The following is a 17768-nucleotide window of genomic DNA, read 5'->3' as shown; positions in this document are numbered from 1 at the left end:
GCTGCGCCTCACGCATCCTGTGTTGTGGCCGTTTCACGGCCTGTCGTTTCGTCCCAGTCGGGCTGTTCTGCTCAGAACATCCCGGTGCAATTGGGCACAAAAAGAGCGTTACCAGGCTGCATGCAGACTGATCTCCACGTGTTTCGAAACTCGAAAACAACGTTGTGACATGCGCGGAAAAACACAAACCACCCGCGACGAAAAACGCTCGCCCTTAATTCACTGAAAGAGACAGTTGCCTGACGCCGTGTTCAAAGCGCGTAGCGCTTTGACAACATCAATCGGGTGATGCGCGCAGAGCGCAACACACGGAGAATAACAACCCTAATGCCCGTTAGAGTCGTCGTGAGCAGCCTGTCCCCCCAGCGAATGAATCGCTGAAACATAGGTAGCAATTTCAGGCATGGAGCGGCAACGAAACTATGATGTTGACTCGGACTCCCATGACAAAGAATCCCCGCGACTCGCCGGAAGTGACGGGAATCCCTAAAACAAAAAAGCACCGCGCTTGGCGGTGCTTTTGGGTGTTCAAATCTTCGACCTCGCCGACCTGTGGCGGGAAATCGGAATCATTGCACATGGAGCGCAATAGAAGCGTTAGCCGAGTGCTTTTACGCGTGCGGCCAGGCGCGAAATTTTGCGGGAAGCGGTGTTTTTGTGGTAAACGCCGCGGGTCACACCGCGCATCAGTTCAGGCTGTGCGGCACGCAGAGCTGCGGTCGCTGCTTCTTTGTCACCGGATGCGATGGCTTCTTCAACTTTACGCAGGAAAGTGCGGATGCGCGAACGACGAGCTTTGTTGATGGCAAAGCGCTTTTCGTTCTGACGTGCGCGCTTCTTAGCCTGAGGAGAGTTTGCCATGGTATGGTGCCTTATTTTCGAGTTCGTATTTTACAGATATGGCGAATGCCAGCCGAACCCGGATCAGATCACCGGTCGTGATTCTAGCCTGAGCGGGCTGCACGCGCATGTATGACGACGGTACCTACTGGATTCGCCAGAAAAGCGCAAGTTCTCCTTTCGCGCAGAGGTGCCCCTGCCGAAACGCGCCTTCCAAACATGAAAAACGGACCCGAAGGTCCGTTTTCTGAAAGACTGTAAGGCACTGTTATTATTGGCAGGATCGCCGGAGTAGAACTATCTATGTGCGAGAGACAAAATTCCGCCGCCCCTCGCTAAATCTGGTTACTTGTCTCGGAACTGGGCTTCGCGTTTTTCTAGAAACGCTGCCATACCTTCCTTTTGGTCTTCCGTCGCAAACATGGAATGGAAGACCCGCCGCTCAAAGAGCATGCCTTCGCTAAGCGGCAATTCATACGCGCGATTGACGGCCTCCTTGGCCGCAATCGAGGTCAGAACTGATTTCTCGGCGATCTTAGAGGCTGCTGCCATCGCCTCTTCGATCAGCTTTTTGGCCGGAACCACGCGCGACACCAGACCTGCCCGCTCTGCCTCATCGGCAGTCATGAAGCGGCCGGTCAGATTCATGTCCATCGACTTCGACTTGCCCACAAAACGGGTGAGGCGTTGCGTGCCGCCCATACCGGCAATGACACCCAGATTGATCTCGGGCTGGCCAAATTTCGCTGTCTCAGCCGCGATGATGAAATCACACATCATGGCCACTTCGCATCCGCCGCCCAGCGCATAGCCAGACACCGCAGCGATGATCGGTTTGCGGATGGCAGCGATCCGGTCATTGGCGTCCGCAAAGAGGTTGGATGTGAACACATCCACATAGCTCATCTCCGACATCTCCTTGATGTCGGCGCCCGCTGCAAATGCCTTTTCCGATCCGGTCAGCACGATGCAGCGCACTTTGTCGCTGGCGTCCGCTTCTTCCAAAGCGGCACACAACTCGCCCAATAGGACGGAATTGAGCGCGTTCAACGCTTCAGGCCGGTTCAGCTTGATGAGGCAGACGTGGTCCTGAGTATCGACGTTGATCGTCTCATAGGCCATGACAATTCGCTTTCGGTTGTTTCTCCTGAGCCTGAGTCCTTATCACGGCAGCCCTCGCTTTCAAGTTATCTTTGGCACTTGCCACAGTAGAACGACGACCGGCCGGATTGAGTGATTCGAGTGACCGTTCCGGTGCAACCGGCGCGTCGACAGGGTTCTCCTTCGCGCCCGTAGACATCAAAGGTATGCTGAAAATATCCAAGTTCTCCATTAGCTTGGCGGAAATCCTTGAGTGAGGACCCGCCCGCGGCGATCGCATCCTGCAACACTTGACGGATGATCGGAACCAGCGATGTGACGCGCGATGTGCTGATTTTTCCAGCTTCGCGACGTGGCGAAATGCCGGCCCTGAAAAGCGCTTCGCAGACGTAGATATTGCCCAGGCCCGCAATGATTCCCTGATCGAGCAGCGCAGATTTCACCGGCGTCCTGCGCCCTTTGAATGCAGAAACAAGGTGACTTTCATGAAAATCGTTCCCCAAAGGCTCCGGGCCCAGAACTGCCAGCAACTTATGACTGTCGGCCTTGGCCGTCTCCAGAAGATCCATCGCGCCAAACCTGCGTGGATCGTTGAACGTGACGCGTGCGCCATTGTCCATGTGAAAGACCACATGATCATGTTTCTCAAGCTGCGGATGTGAATGCACAAACTGCCCCAGCGGGTCGCCCGACACTGTCATCCGCCCGGACATGCCAAGATGAACCAAAAGCGTCTCGCCGCTGTCGAGATCGGCAAGGATGTATTTTGACCGCCGCCGCATCGAGAGCACCCGCCGCCCAGACAGTCGCTCTGCCATGCGGTCGGGAAAGGGCCAACGCAGATCTGGCCGATTCACATCTGCGCGCGCAATGACGACACCCTCCATGGAAGGCTGCAGACCGCGCATCACCGTCTCGACCTCGGGCAATTCAGGCATTAGAGGACTCCCCTGACAGAAGGGCGCATTGTGCCGCCCCGTGAGCGCTCTATAACAAGGGCGAAACTGCGAGGACGACAAGGCCAATGACCGAGAAATCTGACAGCACCACCCATTTCGGCTTTGAAACCGTGCCAGAGCACGAAAAGGCAGGCCGCGTGCAGGGGGTCTTCAACTCCGTTGCCTCGAAATACGACATCATGAACGATGTTATGAGCGTCGGCATCCACCGGATCTGGAAAGATGCGATGATGGACTGGCTCGCCCCGCGCCCCGGTCAGCGCCTTCTCGATGTTGCAGGTGGTACTGGTGACATCTCCTTTCGGTTCCTGAAACGCGCAGGCCATGGCCATTCGACGGTGCTCGATCTCACCACTCCGATGCTCGAGGAAGGGCGCAAACGTGCCGAAGCAGAGCAGATGGCCGAGTGCCTGGATTGGGTGACGGGCGATGCAATGGCGCTGCCGTTCAAAGACAACACCTTTGATGTTTACACAATTTCTTTTGGTATTCGAAATGTGACCCGCCCCCAGGAAGCGCTGAACGAAGCGTACCGCGTCTTGAAGCCAGGCGGTCGCCTTATGGTGCTGGAGTTCAGCCAGCTTCCCAATGACGGACTGCAAAAACTTTACGATCTCTATAGTTTCAATGTGATCCCCCGCATGGGGCAGATGATTGCAGGCGATTATGACAGCTATCAATATCTGGTTGAATCGATCCGCAACTTCCCAGACCAGGAAACCTTCCTCGGGATGGTAAAGAGTGCCGGGTTCGAGAATGCCAAATATCGCAATCTGTCGATGGGCATCGCCGCCCTGCATTCAGGCTGGAAGATCTGATCGATGCGCGGACCTCACAACATCATTCGCCTGATCCGAACGGGAGCCACCTTGGTGCGCACCGGTGCCATGAATGTGGTGCTCGACGCCTTTGATGCACCCGCCCCGTTGCGCATGGTAGCCTATACACTTGGCTGGCCGTTTCAGTGGCTGGGCTACAAAGGCGACCCGGAGATGCCGCCGGCGACGCGCGCCATCACGGCGCTTGGACCGGCTTACATCAAATTTGGCCAGGTTCTCTCAACCCGCCCGGATGTGGTCGGGGACGATATGGCGCGACAGCTGCGTGTCTTGCAGGACAAGCTCCCGCCCTTCCCGCGCGAAGTCGCAATGGCCGAAGTGGCCAAGGAACTCGGTCGCCCGGTTGACGAGATCTTTTCGGAGTTCTCGGAACCCATCGCCGCCGCTTCGATTGCACAGGTTCACCGGGCACGTCTGAAAGAAACAGGCCAAGATGTCGCGGTCAAAGTCCTGCGCCCCGGCATCGAGCGCGCCTTTCACAAGGATGTCGACGCCTTTTATTTTGCAGCCCGGATCGCGGAACTCTTTGCCCCCGGTGCAAAACGTCTGCGCCCCATGGATGTGATCACCCATTTTGATGGCGTGGTGCGTGGCGAACTGGACCTGCGTCTCGAGAGCGCGGCTGCGTCGGAATTTGCAGACAACACCGCTGAGGATGCAGGATTTCAGCTGCCGCCCGTCCTGTGGGATTACTCCGCGCGTCGCGTCATGACGCTGGGCTGGGCCGACGGGCTCCCGATAGGGGACAATGATGCACTCGACAGTGCTGGCCATGATCGCCGCGCCCTGGGCGAGAGGGTTTTGTCCCTATTCCTGAACCATGCTCTGCGCGATGGCTACTTCCACGCGGATATGCATCAGGGCAATATGAAGGTCGCCGCCAATGGCGATATCATCGCCTATGACTTCGGCATTATGGGGCATATCGACCTCTACACCCGTCGGGTCTATGCAGAGATCCTCTATGGTTTCATCAAGCGCGACTACAAGCGCGTTGCCGAGGTGCATTTCGAGGCGGGCTATGTCCCCGCGAGCCAAGACGTTGACGAATTCGCACGCGCTCTGCGCGCCGTGGGCGAACCGATCTTCGGGATGGATGCCACCCATATCTCCATGGGTAGATTGCTGAACTACCTTTTTGAGGTCACAGAGCGTTTTGGAATGGAAACCCGCACCGAGTTGATCCTTTTGCAGCGCACCATGGTGGTGGTGGAGGGCGTCGCCCGCTCGCTGGACCCGCGGATCAATATCTGGGATGTCGCAAAACCCGTAGTCGAAGACTACATCAAAGCCTCCATCGGCCCGCGCGCAATCGCTGCTGATCTGGGCAAGACCGCCCGGGTTCTTGCCAGATTTGGCCCGCGCTTGCCTACTCTTGTCGAACGAGCCTTGATCGCACAAGCGCAAGAGCCGGAGCCCCAAAACAAACGGCGGCCGTGGAAGCGCGCCGCTTCGGCAGGTGCCGCCCTCGGGATTCTGGCGACTCTCCTTTTTACCCACCTGACATAGAAGAAGGCACAGAACGGGTCTGTACCTTCTTCTAACTGAAAATATCTTGGGGTGAATGCGCGGACGCGCAAAGGGGCAAAGCCCCTCCACGTTCGCTCGAACCTTCGGGTCAGATCCGTTCGATCGCGAGGGCGATCCCCTGCCCGCCCCCGATACACATGGTGATGATCGCGCGGCGCCCGCCAGTGCGCTCCAGCTCATAGAGCGCTTTGACAGTGATGATGGCGCCGGTTGCGCCGACCGGATGGCCCAGGGCAATTGCGCCGCCATTCGGATTTACCTTGGCACTGTCCAACCCAAGTGCCTTGTTGACGGCCAGAGCCTGCGCCGCAAAGGCCTCGTTGGATTCAATGAGGTCAAAGTCACCAACAGTCATATCAATCCGCTTCAGAAGCTGCTCTACAGCCGGAATCGGACCTACGCCCATGACCTCCGGGCGAACACCTGCATGGGCATATCCGAGGATACGAGCCTTGGGTTTCAGACCGGATTTCTCAGCCGCCTCGGCTGTGGCGAGCACCAATGCCGCCGCGCCATCGTTGATTCCCGACGCATTGCCAGCCGTCACACGCCCATCCTTCTTGAACACCGGACGCAGCCCGGAGAGCGCCTCCATCGATGTGCCCTTTGGATGCTCATCGACTTCGAACGGAACCATGTCCCGCTTCACCTTGACATCAACCGGCACGATCTGGCTTTGGAAGTAGCCGGCCTCGATGGCGGCAGCGGCCCGGGTCTGGCTATCCAGCGCGAACTCATCCATCTGAGCGCGCGTGATCTCATGCTCATCTGCGACATTCTCTGCCGTCACTCCCATGTGGCCAGTCCCAAACGGGCAATTCAGAGCGCCCAGCATCATGTCGAGCGATTTCACGTCACCCATCTTTTGCCCCCAGCGGGTCGAAGGTGTGATGAATGGACTGCGCGACATGCTTTCTGCTCCGCCGGTCAGAGCGTATTCAGCATCTCCCAGCATCAAGGCTTGGATTCCTGATACGATGGCTTGCGCGCCGGACCCGCAGAGGCGGTTCACATTCATCGCAGGCGTGCTTTCTGGAATTCCCGCCTGCATCGCTGCCACCCGCGACAGATACATATCACGTGGTTCGGTGTTGATCACATGACCATAGACAACAGTGCCGATCTGAGCAGGATCGACACCAGACCGCTCCATCGCAGCTTTGGCGACCGTCGCTCCAAGATCTATCGGCGCCGTCTGGGCCAGCGCGCCACCAAAGGTTCCGATCGCAGTGCGGGCGCCATCCAGAATCACAATATCTGTCATCTCTCACTCCTCGTGTCCGTTCGCGACAGTATGCACCTGCAGCATGAACCTGTCGCGCAGAACGTCCCGTCATTGACAGGCTTGGAAGGTCGCGCCACTACTTCCGCCATGACGGACACAACAGACGATATCCTGACCCTCCTGCCAGCACGCCTTAAAGAGGCACGACGGGCGCAGGGCTTGAGCCTTGAAGCCGTGGCAAACCTCTCGGGGGTCAGCCGCTCGATGGTGAGCCAAATTGAACGTGGCGAAAGTTCACCAACTATCGCAACGCTCTGGAACCTCACTCGTGCCCTCCAGGTGGATTTCGCAGGTCTCCTCGAGGCCGGAGAAGCCGCAGATCGGATCGACGTGCTGCGCGCGCGCGATGTGCCAGTGATCGACAGCAAAGCCGCCCATTGCACGATCGCCATCCTCTCTCCGCCTGAGGATGTGGGAGGTCATGAGGTCTATGACATCAGCTTTGCTTCCGGCGGCGCGCTGAACAGTCAGCCGCATGCGCCCGGCACTCGCGAACAACTGACCGTCCTGGAAGGCCGCGTGGTTTTGACCTCTGGAACCGCCGAGGATCGGCTCGAACCAGGCGACACAGCCCGATATGCAGCGGACGTGGCACATGCCATCGCGGCACCTGACGGGGCTGCGCGCGTCTTTCTGATCGTAAAGAACGGCTGAGGGGCGCTGCCCCTCTTGGCCATCCGGCCAATTCACCCCGGGATATTTCCGGTTAGAAGAAGGCAAATCCGCAATCACGGATTTTTTTCCGTAAAACCGAAATTCCACCTTTACGGATGCATGTCCACTATGACAGACTTCGGGAAACAACCGGAGTCGTGCTTATGTCCAATGCTTTTCTCAGCCACATCAGCGAAACCCTGACGCAGATCGAAGCCGATGGTCTCTACAAGCGCGAGCGAATGATCACCTCGCCTCAGGGCGGCGAGATCCGGGTTGGGGACCGCGAGGTTATCAATCTTTGTGCCAATAACTATCTTGGGCTGGCCGACCATCCCGATCTGATCGCCGCCGCAAAATCCGTGATGGACGAAAAAGGTTATGGTATGGCCTCTGTGCGCTTCATCTGCGGGACACAGGATCTGCATCGAACGCTGGAGCAGAAGATAGCAAATTTTCTCGGCAAGGACGATTCGATCCTCTTTGCAGCCTGTTTTGACGCCAATGGCGGGTTGTTCGAGCCGTTGCTCGGCCCTGAAGATGCGATCATTTCCGACAGCCTGAACCACGCCTCGATCATCGACGGCATCCGTCTTTGCAAGGCACAGCGCTATCGCTATGCCAATAATGACATGGAGGATCTCGAGGCGAAGTTGAAGGACGCGCGTGCCAAGGGCGTGCGCCACATCATGATCGCAACTGATGGGGTTTTCTCCATGGATGGCTACCTCGCCAACCTGCCTGCGATCCGGGAGATTGCCGATCGGTATGACGCGGTGGTGATGGTGGACGACTGTCATGCAACCGGCTTCATGGGGCCAAAAGGTGCAGGTACGCCGGATCACTTCGGCGTGGACGTCGATATCCTGACCGGCACGCTGGGCAAGGCGCTGGGCGGTGCGATTGGAGGCTACATCGCCGGTCCGAAGCCCGTGATCGATCTGCTGCGCCAACGGGCGCGCCCCTATTTGTTCTCAAACTCCCTACCGCCCGCGGTGGTGGCTGCCGGGCTGGAGGCGATCCGCCTGGTCGAGGAAGGCGAGAGCCTGCGCCGACAACTGTTTGAAAACGCCACGATCTGGCGCGAAGGGCTAACCCGTCTGGGTTTTGACCTGCTACCCGGAGAGCACCCGATCATCCCGGTGATGCTGGGCGATGCCAAACTGGCTCAGGCAATGGCCAATAAACTGTTTGAAGAGGGCGTCTATGTCTCCGGGTTTTTCTTTCCCGTGGTGCCAAAAGGACAAGCCCGCATCCGCACCCAGATGAACGCCGCCCTGACCCAAGACGAGTTGACCCGAGCCCTGAACGCGTTTGAGCGTGCGGGCAAGGCCTGTGGAGTGATCTGACATGCGGCCCAATACAATGAAAGCCCTAGAGAAATCCAAACCCCAAGAGGGGCTTTGGATGGTCCAGGCCCCAGTGCCCGAAATCGGCCCGGATGAGGTCCTGATCAAGATCAACAAGACCGGCATCTGCGGTACAGATATTCACATCTGGAACTGGGATGATTGGGCTGCGCACACGGTGCCGGTTCCGATGATCACGGGTCATGAGTTTGCAGGCGAGATCGTTGAGCTGGGGCGCAATGTGACCGGTCTCTCGGTTGGGCAGCGGTGCTCGGGCGAAGGGCATCTGATTGGTACAGAAAGCCGTCAATCGCGGTCAGGCAAGTTTCACCTTGATCCGGGAACGCGCGGGATTGGAGTCAACGAGCAAGGGGCCTTTGCGCAATACCTGCGCCTGCCCGCTTTTAACGTGGTGCCGCTGCCCGATGACATTCCGGATGAGATCGGCGCCATCCTCGACCCACTCGGCAACGCGGTCCACACCGCCTTGAGCTTTGATCTCCTCGGTGAGGATGTGCTGATAACGGGAGCCGGTCCGATCGGGATCATGGCGGCCGCCGTGGCACGGCATGCGGGCGCGCGCCATGTGGTGATCACCGATGTAAACGCGGATCGCCTGGCGCTCGCCAATGAGGTCACACGCGTGCGTACGGTCAACGTCGCCGTCGAGGATCTCAACGATGTGATGCATGAACTTGGCCTCAGGGAAGGGTTTGATGTCGGCCTCGAAATGTCCGGCAATCAACAGGCGCTGGACCAGATGGTCGAAGCGCTGGTGATGGGCGGCAAGATTGCGCTTCTTGGTATTCCCCCTGGCAAATCCCCCGTCGACTGGTCTCGGATCGTCTTCAAGGCCATCACCATCAAAGGCGTCTATGGACGGGAGATGTTCGAGACCTGGTACAAGATGATCGCGATGCTGCAAAACGGCCTGGATGTAAGCGGGGTGATCACCCACCGGTTTGCGGTCGATGAGTTTGAACAAGGCTTTGCCGCCATGAAATCAGGACAAAGCGGCAAGGTTGTACTCGACTGGACTGGAGGCTGAGCACCTTGAAAAGAGGCAGGCGACCCTTTGCGAGGGCGCCTGCCGCAGTAAGGACAACGTGAAGCATAACAAAACGCAACGGACCTCAAGAGATCCTGTTTTGCAGGGGTATGCAAAACCGCAGAGCGTTAGCCATGAAGTCCGTTATACAACCCTTGCGAGCGCCTGAATAACAAATTTCCCGCAAAACTGTCGGCCTTCCTCGATTACGAGCCCGGCGCAAGATGCTGTCGGCCCCCGGACGTCAGGCACCATGCGCGATCTCCTTCGAACACCACAGGCACCAGCGTGCGCCCATAGCCCGCTCCACAATCAATATCGACACGATTGCCATAATGGACCGGGTGCTTTTCAGCCGTGTGGCCGTGGACGATCAGGTGTGGATGTGCCTCGGTATGCTCCAGGAAACCTTGGCGAATCCAGAGCATGTCCTGTTCAGCCTGATCCATCAGGGGAACACCGGGGCGAATGCCGGCGTGGACAAAAAACTGCGCGCCCGTTTGGTGGAACAGCGGCAGCGAGTCGACCCAGCTCAGATGCTGTTGCGGCACGGCTGCCCGTGCCGCTTCATGCACAACGGACGTGCGATCCTCTGGCGCGCAGCTGATGCCGTAGGACGCCAGTGTTTCAGCGCCCCCGATACGCTCCTGCAAGTAGTAAAGCGCCACGGGGAGATGCGGATCTTCTCTTGGGAATTCTTCCAGAAACCAAGAAAACATACGGTCATGGTTGCCCTTTAGGCACGTCCAGTTGCGCCCATCGGCCTGCCCTTGCATGAGGCGGTCGATCACGCCACGGCTGTCAGGACCACGATCCACATAGTCGCCTACAAAGACGATCTCGGCCTCTGCCCCGCCATCACGTTCGATCAGTTCGAGAGCGCGCTCCAGTTGTTCGGTTTGTCCGTGGATGTCACCAATAGCGTAGATGGGCTTGGTCATAAGAAGCGTCTTTCATTTATCTTCGGTCAGGGCGCGCGGGCTCGTTACAAATAATGGTGCGCGCAGCTGATCGCACAATGGCGTGCCTGCCTCGTGAGGCAAGAAAAAACAGGGAGTTGGAACAAAAACGGGCCCATCCAATGATGAGCCCGCCGTGTTTTCAAACTGCGCCCAATACTCAGGCGACGTCAAAGGCCAGCGGCTTGATCTGGGTGAAGTAACCGGTCTCTGCCAGCTTGGCACGCGCGTCTTCGGGGACCTCCGCATCCACATAAAGGAGCGCGATCGCTTCGCCGCCGACCTCATTTCGGCCAAGCGTAAAGTTCGCGATGTTGACGTCCATATCGCCCAAAGTCTGACCCAAGGTGCCGATGATACCCGGCACGTCCTGGTTGGTGGTGTAGAGCATATGCGCGCCCACTTCGGCATCGATATTGATGCCCTTGATCTGGATGAAGCGCGGTTTGCCATCCGAGAAGACGGTGCCCGCGACAGAGCGCTCGCGTTTTGCCGTGACGACAGTCACCTTGATATAGCCATCAAAAGAGCCGGACTTGTCCTGATTGGTGGTAGAGATCTGGATGCCGCGTTCTTTGGCCACAACGGGTGCCGAGACCATGTTCACATCCGGGTTCACCTTTTTCATGATGCCTGCAACCACCGAGCAGTTCAGCGCGTCGAGATTCATATCCGCTGCCACACCATCGTAGAGCACATTGATCGCAGTAATCGGCTCGTCGGTCATCTGACCCGCAAAGGCCCCGAGATGATCGGCCAGTTTGATCCACGGTCCCATGATCTTGGCTTCCTCGGCCGTCACCGATGGCATGTTGAGCGCGTTTTCAACGGCACCGGTCAAGAGGTAGTTCGCCATCTGATCTGCGACTTGCAGCGCCACGTTTTCCTGCGCCTCGGTCGTCGCTGCGCCGAGGTGCGGGGTGCAGACCACGTTGGGCAGGTTGAAGAGCGGGTTTTCCTTCGCAGGCTCCACAGAGAATACATCAAATGCCGCGCCAGCCACATGGCCGGAGGTCAGGGCTTCGGCCAGGGCTTCTTCATCCACCAGACCGCCACGGGCACAGTTGATGATGCGCACGCCTTTCTTGGTCTTGGAGATGTTTTCGCGGCTCAGGATATTCTTGGTCTGCTCGGTCAGCGGAACATGAAGCGTGATGAAATCCGCGCGTGCCAGCAGCTCGTCGAGTTCGACCTTTTCGACCTGCATCTTCTTGGCCTTCTCCTCCGACAGGAAAGGATCATAGGCCACAACCTTCATCTTCAGGCCACGGGCACGGTCGCAGACGATCCCGCCAATGTTGCCAGCGCCGATCACACCGAGGGTTTTCCCGGTCAGCTCAACGCCCATGAACTTGGACTTTTCCCACTTGCCCGCATGGGTCGACGCCGAAGCCTCGGGGACCTGACGCGCCACAGCGAACATCATCGCAATCGCATGTTCTGCGGTGGTGATCATATTGCCGAAGGGGGTGTTCATCACGATCACACCCTTTTTCGACGCGGCTTCCTTGTCGATGTTGTCGGTGCCGATCCCGGCGCGGCCAATCACCTTGAGGTTGGTGGCGTTTTCCAAAATCGTCGGTGTCACCTTGGTGGCGGAACGGATCGCGAGGCCATCATATTGGCCGATAATTTCAGCCAGCTTTTCCTTGTCCTTGCCCACGTCGGGCAGGAAATCCACGTCGATGCCGCGGTCACGAAAGATCTGAACGGCAGCGTCCGAGAGTTTGTCGGAAATCAGTACTTTGGGGGCCATTTGTGTTGGTCCTTTGTCTGCGGGGGCCGCAATGCGGCCTGAAATGAGGAGAGGAGTTTGGGGCAGCCCGGACAAATGCCCGGGCGCTGACGCTTAGGATTGTGCGGCGATCTCGGCCTCAAAGGCCCAGGCGAGCCACGGCAGCATGGCTTCGATGTCGCCCGTCTCGACCGTGCCACCACACCAGATCCGAAGACCAGCAGGCGCATCTCGATAGGCGCCGATGTCATAGGCAATGCCCTCTGCCTCAAGCCGCTTGGCCACAGACTTGGCAAAGCTCGCACCATCCTTGATCCGCTTGTCCGTGAACTTCAGACAGACAGAGGTATTGGAACGCGTTGCCGGATCATTGGCGAGGTTCTCGATCCAGTCATTTGCATAGGCAAAGGCGTGGATCGCATCCGCATTGGCGTTGGCACGGCCAATCAGTCCTTCCAGACCACCAACAGACCGCGCCCAATCCAGCCCCAAAAGGTAGTCTTCTACCGCAAGCATCGACGGCGTATTGATCGTTGCCCCGGTAAAGATCCCGTCGATCAGTTTGCCGCCCTTGGTCAGGCGGAAGATCTTCGGCAAAGGCCATGCAGGGGTGTAGCTCTCGAGGCGTTCAACCGCGCGGGGGCTAAGAACGATTACGCCATGCGCGGCCTCGCCACCCAGCACCTTCTGCCAGGAGAACGTCGTCACATCGAGTTTCTGCCAGGGCAGTTCCTGCGCAAAGGCCGCAGAGGTCGCATCGCAAATGGTCAGACCTTCGCGGTCGTCTTTGATCCAGTCCCCATTGGGAACCCGAACGCCGGAGGTTGTGCCGTTCCATGTGAAGACCACGTCGTTGTTGGTGTCCACCGTCTGAAGATCAACGATGTCGCCATACTCGGCGGTCTTGACCTCGGCATCGATTTTCAGCTGCTTCACCACATCGGTGACCCAGCCTGCGCCAAAGCTTTCCCAGGCGAGCATCTCGACCTTGCGCGCACCGAGAAGGTTCCACATCGCCATCTCGACAGCGCCGGTGTCGGACGCAGGCACGATGCCGATCTTGTAGTCTGCGGGGATGCCCAGAACCTCGCGGGTGCCTTCAATGGCGGCGAGGAGCTTTTCCTTGCCGACGGCAGCGCGGTGGCTGCGACCCAGAGGCGCGCCAGCGAGTTTGGACAGATCGTAGGTGGGGGGTTTGGCGCAGGGGCCAGAAGAAAAACGCGGATTGGCCGGCCGCGATGCCGGTTGTGCAATAGCCATAAATGCTACCCTTCCAGATAAGCGCCCCTCGTTGGGGAGGGGTGTCCCACCGACAGCGATATGCGGGGGGGTGATTCCGCGCAACCGGGGAAATCGACCATTTGCGCCGCTTTTGGAAATTTTTGCGACCCCATATGACGCCAATCGGAAACTTTGCGCCCCCCAGCCCCTCCGGACTGGTGCCCGAGGTAAGCGCTCGTTAAGAGAAGGCAGCCCGCCTTGACCGGAGAACACATATGTATGTCGCAACCCTGCTCGTGAACCCTGCCACCCCGACGCTGCAACCCACGCTGGTCGAATCGCTGAGGAACGCGTGGGGCGGCGGAGAAGCCAATTGGCTGAACCCCGGCATCGCGGCAGAGTTCACGCTCGACGCCCTGCCCGACAACCAGTGGGACGTCTGGAGTGATCTGCAAGGCATGGGGGTCGATCTGGTGCTTCAGCCCGCAGAAGGGCGGCGCAAAAAGATGCTCTTGGCAGATATGGATTCAACCATGATCCAGCAGGAATGCATTGACGAACTGGCAGATGAGGCCGGCGTTGGCGCCCGCGTCAAGGACATCACGGCCCGTGCCATGAATGGCGAACTGGATTTTGAGGGCGCCCTGACCGAGCGGGTCGGGCTTTTGAAAGGACTGCCCGAGGAGGTCATTGCCCAAGTTCTTGATACGCGCATCACCTTGATGCCGGGGGGTGCTGCGCTCTTGGCAACCATGAAGGCACATGGCGCCTACGCGGCGTTGGTTTCGGGCGGCTTCACCGCCTTCACCGCCCGTGTTGCTGGTGAGCTCGGGTTTGACGAGAACCGCGCCAATACGCTGATCGTCGAGGACGGCAAACTGACCGGTGACGTCACGCGTCCCATTCTCGGTCGCGAGGCCAAAGTCGAGGCACTTGAAGAGATCACCGTCCGCCTTGGCATCTCCGAAGCAGAGGTCATCGCAGTCGGCGACGGGGCCAATGACCTTGGCATGCTGACCCGCGCCGGTGCCGGTGTGGCGCTTCATGCCAAACCCTCTGTTGCCGCAGAGTGTGACATCCGCATCAATCACGGCGACCTCTCGGCACTCTTGTACGTACAGGGCTACAGCCTGGACGACTTCAAAGGATAATTTCACATATGTTCGAGGTAACCTTCGAGGTTCTGCTGCTGTTGATGGCAGCAGGCTTTGCTGCGGGATTTATCGACGCGGTTGCCGGTGGCGGCGGGCTAATTACGGTTCCCGTGCTGTTAATTGCAGGCGCCAACCCGGTGACAGCGCTTGCCACCAACAAGATCCAAGGCCTGTTTGGCGCGGCAACGGCGGCAATCACCTATGCACGCGGCGGCCATGTCAATCTTCGCACTCAGTGGAAATCGGCGGTGATAGCATTCTTTGCCTCCATTGCAGGCGCTCTGCTGGTGTCGGTCCTACCCGTCGAGCTGATCCGTTATGCGCTGCCGGTTCTGTTGATCGGGATCGCGGTTTTCTTTGCCACCAAGAAAGGTCTCAATGACGAAGACCGCGCCGAGCGTCTGACGCCCGCAGTCTTCGCCGCCACCATGGTGCCACTCTGCGCGGCCTATGACGGGCTTTTGGGTCCCGGTGCAGGCAGTTTCTACATGCTCGCCTTCGTTGGGCTCGCCGGTTACGGCGTGTTGAAGGCGACTGCGCACACGAAGCTCTTGAATTTTGCCTCAAACGCCGGAGCCCTTGCAGCCTTTGCGGTTGTTGCAACGCCTTGGTGGTTGACCGGTCTTGCCATGGGGTTTGCACAAATTGCAGGAGCACGGGTCGGTGCCGGCCTTGCGCAAAAGCAAGGGGCCAAAGTCATCAAACCTCTGTTGGTGTTGACCACCGTGAGCCTCGCGATGAAGCTGATCTGGGATATGCTCTGAGAACCTGCGTGCGGGAAACCGTACCTTGCTGATTCCGGTCCGACAGGCTTAGCCTTCGTTCTGTATTTTCAGCAAAGGATAGACGGATGCCTCAGTTCATTTTTGCATATCACGGTGGCAAAGCCGCCGAGACCCCGGAAGAAGAAGAAAAAGAAATGGCCGCCTGGATGGCCTGGTTTCAGGAGATGGGAGACGCCGTCGCCATCCCCGGAAACCCGGTTGGAAAGTCGAAAACGGTCAGCGCCGCTGCCATCACAGATGATGGCGGCTCAAACCCCATCTCGGGCTATACAGTGGTCACTGCGGACACCATCGAAGAGGCTTGCGAGATGGCCAAAGCGTGCCCCAGCGTGACTGATGGCACCGGCACGATCGAAGTGGCCGAAATCATCGAAATGGTGATGTAGCGCGGCCCCTGCCCTAGAAGACCAGCCCTGACGCGGGCCGCATTTCGCCACAGTGAATACCGTTCCAGTTTGTGATCGGCGCGGTCATATACGCCTTTGCCGAGGGGCTGTTGCGATCCAAGGCCCCGAGGCTCACCAATAGCGTCGTGATGGCATTTTCTGCCGCGCGGGTGGTGCCGTCCACGATCTTCAATGCGATGCCAAGTTGCTGCTCTGGCAGGATCGCGACAAAGACTCCCTCCGCACCGGTCTTCACCGAGACCTTGCCGCCCATGTCGCGCATCAAGGCGGTGCAGGCCCGTCCTTCGCCCGCCACCAGTTCAGGATGGCGGGCCATGGCATCGCGCAGCTGTTCTGCGGCATCATCTGCCCGGCCAGAGCGGGTATGAGCCGAGGCGAACCACCCCATCGCACGCGCCAGGCCGGTGATGGAGCAGGCAAAATTCGGAGCGGAGCAGCCGTCGATACCATAAGTCGGGCTGCTTTCCTTCGTGGTTTCCTCAAAAGCCTCCCGGCAGGCTTGCTGCACGGGATGGTCGATCTCGACATACTCGGGTCCTGCGCCCAGATGCTGCGAGAGCGTAAGGAAGCCCGCATGTTTGCCCGAACAATTGTTGTGGATCTGGCAGGGGCTGTCATCGCGCTTGATCAGATCATACAGCACGTCTTTGTCTTTTGGTTTCTGCGCACCACAGCGCAGATCGCCCTCACCAAGGTTGAGCTGGTCGAGCCAGTGGCCAACCCGATCAATGTGGATGTGTGCCCCATTGTGCGATGCACAGGCTAGCGCAAGCTGCTCTGTGCTCAGCCCATAGCGCGCCGCCGCGCCCGAAGTCAGTAGCGGTAGCGCCTGAATCATCTTGCAGGAACTGCGTGGGTAAATGATTTGCTCAGGGTTGCCCCAGGACCGGATCACCTCGCCTTTGCCATTGCAGATCACGGCATGCCCGTGGTGTTGGCTCTCGAGGAGATCACCCCGCCAGAGTTCGGTAAAGGGCGCGGCGGCAATAGGGGTTGTCATGGGCTTGGCTCATCAACTTGAGGGATTTTCGTGTCAACAGACATACAAAACCCCGGCTTTTCAAGGAAAAGACGGCAAAAACCTGCCAAACTTGGCAATTGCGCATGGCCCTTGTTCCGTGAATATGCTTGTGTCAAGCATCATGAGGTGCGGGTATAGACGGTGTGCAAAACACCGCACACGAGGCCCGAATACATTTGAGGACAAGACAGTCTTGGAGGCGGGACATATGGCATTGAAACTCCGTCGTTTGGCAGGCGCGCTATTGCTGGCCGGTATGGCGACCTCAGCAAGCGCGCAGCAGGCAACGACAGATAACCGCGTAGGTGCGCATGTGGATTGGAGCGTCTTTGAGGAGACCTCGCCGCGAGAGTGCATTGGCGTCTCGGCGCCCAAGGAAACCGTGAACACCCGGGACGGTCGCGTGGTCGCCGTTCGCCGCAGTGAAATTCGCCTGTTTGTGTTCTACCGCCCGGACAGCGGAAACAAAGGTCAGGTTACATTCACAGGGGGATATCCCTTTGCGCCCGGCTCGACCGTGAACATGAAAATCGGTGACTCGGAGTTCGAACTCTTTACCGAAGGCGAATGGGCCTGGCCTGCCACGCCAACCGATGACACCAAGATCATCACCGCCATGAAGCGCGGTGCGGACGCGGTGCTGACTGCTCGATCCTCGCGCGGAACGCAGACCAAGGACACGTTTTCCCTGCTGGGCTTTACGGCCGCGATCGAAGACGCCGAGAAACGCTGCGCCGGTTGATCCGCAAGCGAGACGATTTTGAATGATGCGGCGAAGTACCGGCTTCGCCGTTTTCTTTTGCGAGGCTCTGCCTCGCGCTCCGGGATATTTTTCGTTAGAAGAAAGCGGCGGCGTGCGGGGCTTGCATAGCGGGGTTGAG

The 17768-nt window shown here is 58.5% G+C and carries 17 protein-coding genes; 9 read left to right on the top strand and 8 right to left on the bottom strand.

From position 1 onward, the window contains the following. Positions 1 to 597: 597 nt before the first annotated feature. The 3 genes from rpsT to mutM all read right to left on the bottom strand — a co-directional run bounded on the left by rpsT (position 598) and on the right by mutM (position 2879). Positions 598 to 861, bottom strand: a complete 264-nt coding sequence (gene rpsT, locus ACZ1HH_RS14455; RefSeq protein ID WP_011540341.1) for a 30S ribosomal protein S20 — start codon at positions 859 to 861, stop codon at positions 598 to 600. Positions 862 to 1185: 324 nt separating this feature from the next. Next, the gene (gene acuK, locus ACZ1HH_RS14450) at positions 1186 to 1962 is read right to left on the bottom strand and encodes an acryloyl-CoA hydratase (RefSeq protein ID WP_011540340.1); all 777 of its coding nucleotides are present in this window, start codon (positions 1960 to 1962) and stop codon (positions 1186 to 1188) included. Between the two features lie 65 nt (positions 1963 to 2027). Continuing rightward, positions 2028 to 2879: a bifunctional DNA-formamidopyrimidine glycosylase/DNA-(apurinic or apyrimidinic site) lyase gene (gene mutM, locus ACZ1HH_RS14445; protein WP_472636971.1), complete on the bottom strand. Its 852-nt coding sequence runs from the start codon at positions 2877 to 2879 to the stop codon at positions 2028 to 2030. A gap of 86 nt (positions 2880 to 2965) precedes the next feature. On the opposite strand from mutM, the gene ubiE reads away from it, so the two are divergent. Together ubiE and ubiB are read left to right on the top strand one after the other, a co-directional pair. Further along, positions 2966 to 3718, top strand: a complete 753-nt coding sequence (gene ubiE / locus ACZ1HH_RS14440; protein WP_472636970.1) for a bifunctional demethylmenaquinone methyltransferase/2-methoxy-6-polyprenyl-1,4-benzoquinol methylase UbiE — start codon at positions 2966 to 2968, stop codon at positions 3716 to 3718. Between the two features lie 3 nt (positions 3719 to 3721). Continuing rightward, positions 3722 to 5248 (top strand): 2-polyprenylphenol 6-hydroxylase, encoded by a 1527-nt coding sequence (ubiB, locus tag ACZ1HH_RS14435; RefSeq protein WP_472636969.1) that lies wholly within the window; start codon positions 3722 to 3724, stop codon positions 5246 to 5248. A 109-nt stretch (positions 5249 to 5357) separates the two neighbouring features. Here ubiB and ACZ1HH_RS14430 read toward each other — a convergent pair whose 3' ends face one another. Then, entirely contained in the window at positions 5358 to 6533 is a 1176-nt protein-coding gene (locus ACZ1HH_RS14430) for an acetyl-CoA C-acyltransferase family protein (protein WP_416367654.1), read from the bottom strand. 108 nt (positions 6534 to 6641) lie between these two features. On the opposite strand from ACZ1HH_RS14430, the gene ACZ1HH_RS14425 reads away from it, so the two are divergent. The 3 genes from ACZ1HH_RS14425 (at position 6642) to tdh (ending at position 9605) form a co-directional block, all read left to right on the top strand. Continuing rightward, complete coding sequence (locus ACZ1HH_RS14425) at positions 6642 to 7208, top strand: helix-turn-helix domain-containing protein (RefSeq protein ID WP_472636968.1); 567 nt, start codon at positions 6642 to 6644, stop codon at positions 7206 to 7208. Between the two features lie 164 nt (positions 7209 to 7372). Further along, complete coding sequence (locus ACZ1HH_RS14420) at positions 7373 to 8557, top strand: glycine C-acetyltransferase (RefSeq protein WP_472636967.1); 1185 nt, start codon at positions 7373 to 7375, stop codon at positions 8555 to 8557. 16 nt (positions 8558 to 8573) lie between these two features. Then, positions 8574 to 9605: an L-threonine 3-dehydrogenase gene (gene tdh / locus ACZ1HH_RS14415; protein WP_472637332.1), complete on the top strand. Its 1032-nt coding sequence runs from the start codon at positions 8574 to 8576 to the stop codon at positions 9603 to 9605. 206 nt (positions 9606 to 9811) lie between these two features. Here the strand turns inward: tdh and ACZ1HH_RS14410 are convergent, their stop codons facing one another. The 3 genes from ACZ1HH_RS14410 to ACZ1HH_RS14400 form a co-directional block, all read right to left on the bottom strand. Beyond that, positions 9812 to 10546: a metallophosphoesterase family protein gene (locus ACZ1HH_RS14410; RefSeq protein WP_472636966.1), complete on the bottom strand. Its 735-nt coding sequence runs from the start codon at positions 10544 to 10546 to the stop codon at positions 9812 to 9814. Positions 10547 to 10724: 178 nt separating this feature from the next. After that, positions 10725 to 12320 (bottom strand): phosphoglycerate dehydrogenase, encoded by a 1596-nt coding sequence (gene serA, locus ACZ1HH_RS14405; protein WP_472636965.1) that lies wholly within the window; start codon positions 12318 to 12320, stop codon positions 10725 to 10727. Positions 12321 to 12413: 93 nt separating this feature from the next. Next, positions 12414 to 13559, bottom strand: a complete 1146-nt coding sequence (locus ACZ1HH_RS14400) for a phosphoserine transaminase (protein WP_416367650.1) — start codon at positions 13557 to 13559, stop codon at positions 12414 to 12416. A 236-nt stretch (positions 13560 to 13795) separates the two neighbouring features. On the opposite strand from ACZ1HH_RS14400, the gene serB reads away from it, so the two are divergent. The 3 genes from serB (at position 13796) to ACZ1HH_RS14385 (ending at position 15845) form a co-directional block, all read left to right on the top strand. Beyond that, on the top strand, positions 13796 to 14671 hold the full coding sequence (gene serB, locus ACZ1HH_RS14395; RefSeq protein ID WP_487320322.1) for a phosphoserine phosphatase SerB: 876 nt from the start codon (positions 13796 to 13798) through the stop codon (positions 14669 to 14671). A gap of 8 nt (positions 14672 to 14679) precedes the next feature. After that, on the top strand, positions 14680 to 15438 hold the full coding sequence (locus tag ACZ1HH_RS14390; protein ID WP_472636964.1) for a TSUP family transporter: 759 nt from the start codon (positions 14680 to 14682) through the stop codon (positions 15436 to 15438). Positions 15439 to 15524: 86 nt separating this feature from the next. Continuing rightward, complete coding sequence (locus tag ACZ1HH_RS14385; protein ID WP_472636963.1) at positions 15525 to 15845, top strand: YciI family protein; 321 nt, start codon at positions 15525 to 15527, stop codon at positions 15843 to 15845. 13 nt (positions 15846 to 15858) lie between these two features. On the opposite strand, the gene ACZ1HH_RS14380 is transcribed toward ACZ1HH_RS14385, so the two are convergent. Further along, positions 15859 to 16866, bottom strand: a complete 1008-nt coding sequence (locus tag ACZ1HH_RS14380) for an asparaginase (RefSeq protein WP_472636962.1) — start codon at positions 16864 to 16866, stop codon at positions 15859 to 15861. A 229-nt stretch (positions 16867 to 17095) separates the two neighbouring features. Here ACZ1HH_RS14380 and ACZ1HH_RS14375 point away from each other — a divergent pair, with 229 nt between their 5' ends. Beyond that, the gene (locus tag ACZ1HH_RS14375; RefSeq protein ID WP_044026969.1) at positions 17096 to 17629 is read left to right on the top strand and encodes an invasion associated locus B family protein; all 534 of its coding nucleotides are present in this window, start codon (positions 17096 to 17098) and stop codon (positions 17627 to 17629) included. Positions 17630 to 17768 lie beyond the last annotated feature (139 nt).

The organism is Epibacterium sp. HA2-3 (genome assembly GCF_055693725.2).
Note: the sequence above shows the minus strand (reverse complement) of the source record. Positions and strands in the feature narration are given on the sequence as shown.

Excerpts from the sequence above, each read along its gene's own strand:
- ACZ1HH_RS14420 (WP_472636967.1), top strand. The coding sequence starts at position 7,373 with ATGTCCAATGCTTTTCTCAGCCACATCAGCGAAACCCTGACGCAGATC.
- serA (WP_472636965.1), bottom strand. The coding sequence starts at position 12,320 with ATGGCCCCCAAAGTACTGATTTCCGACAAACTCTCGGACGCTGCCGTT.
- tdh (WP_472637332.1), top strand. The coding sequence starts at position 8,574 with ATGAAAGCCCTAGAGAAATCCAAACCCCAAGAGGGGCTTTGGATGGTC.
- ACZ1HH_RS14425 (WP_472636968.1), top strand. The coding sequence starts at position 6,642 with ATGACGGACACAACAGACGATATCCTGACCCTCCTGCCAGCACGCCTT.
- ACZ1HH_RS14375 (WP_044026969.1), top strand. The coding sequence starts at position 17,096 with ATGGCATTGAAACTCCGTCGTTTGGCAGGCGCGCTATTGCTGGCCGGT.
- ACZ1HH_RS14385 (WP_472636963.1), top strand. The coding sequence starts at position 15,525 with ATGCCTCAGTTCATTTTTGCATATCACGGTGGCAAAGCCGCCGAGACC.
- ACZ1HH_RS14400 (WP_416367650.1), bottom strand. The coding sequence starts at position 13,559 with ATGGCTATTGCACAACCGGCATCGCGGCCGGCCAATCCGCGTTTTTCT.
- acuK (WP_011540340.1), bottom strand. The coding sequence starts at position 1,962 with ATGGCCTATGAGACGATCAACGTCGATACTCAGGACCACGTCTGCCTC.
- serB (WP_487320322.1), top strand. The coding sequence starts at position 13,796 with ATGTATGTCGCAACCCTGCTCGTGAACCCTGCCACCCCGACGCTGCAA.
- ACZ1HH_RS14430 (WP_416367654.1), bottom strand. The coding sequence starts at position 6,533 with ATGACAGATATTGTGATTCTGGATGGCGCCCGCACTGCGATCGGAACC.
- ACZ1HH_RS14390 (WP_472636964.1), top strand. The coding sequence starts at position 14,680 with ATGTTCGAGGTAACCTTCGAGGTTCTGCTGCTGTTGATGGCAGCAGGC.
- mutM (WP_472636971.1), bottom strand. The coding sequence starts at position 2,879 with ATGCCTGAATTGCCCGAGGTCGAGACGGTGATGCGCGGTCTGCAGCCT.
- rpsT (WP_011540341.1), bottom strand. The coding sequence starts at position 861 with ATGGCAAACTCTCCTCAGGCTAAGAAGCGCGCACGTCAGAACGAAAAG.
- ubiB (WP_472636969.1), top strand. The coding sequence starts at position 3,722 with ATGCGCGGACCTCACAACATCATTCGCCTGATCCGAACGGGAGCCACC.
- ubiE (WP_472636970.1), top strand. The coding sequence starts at position 2,966 with ATGACCGAGAAATCTGACAGCACCACCCATTTCGGCTTTGAAACCGTG.
- ACZ1HH_RS14380 (WP_472636962.1), bottom strand. The coding sequence starts at position 16,866 with ATGACAACCCCTATTGCCGCCGCGCCCTTTACCGAACTCTGGCGGGGT.
- ACZ1HH_RS14410 (WP_472636966.1), bottom strand. The coding sequence starts at position 10,546 with ATGACCAAGCCCATCTACGCTATTGGTGACATCCACGGACAAACCGAA.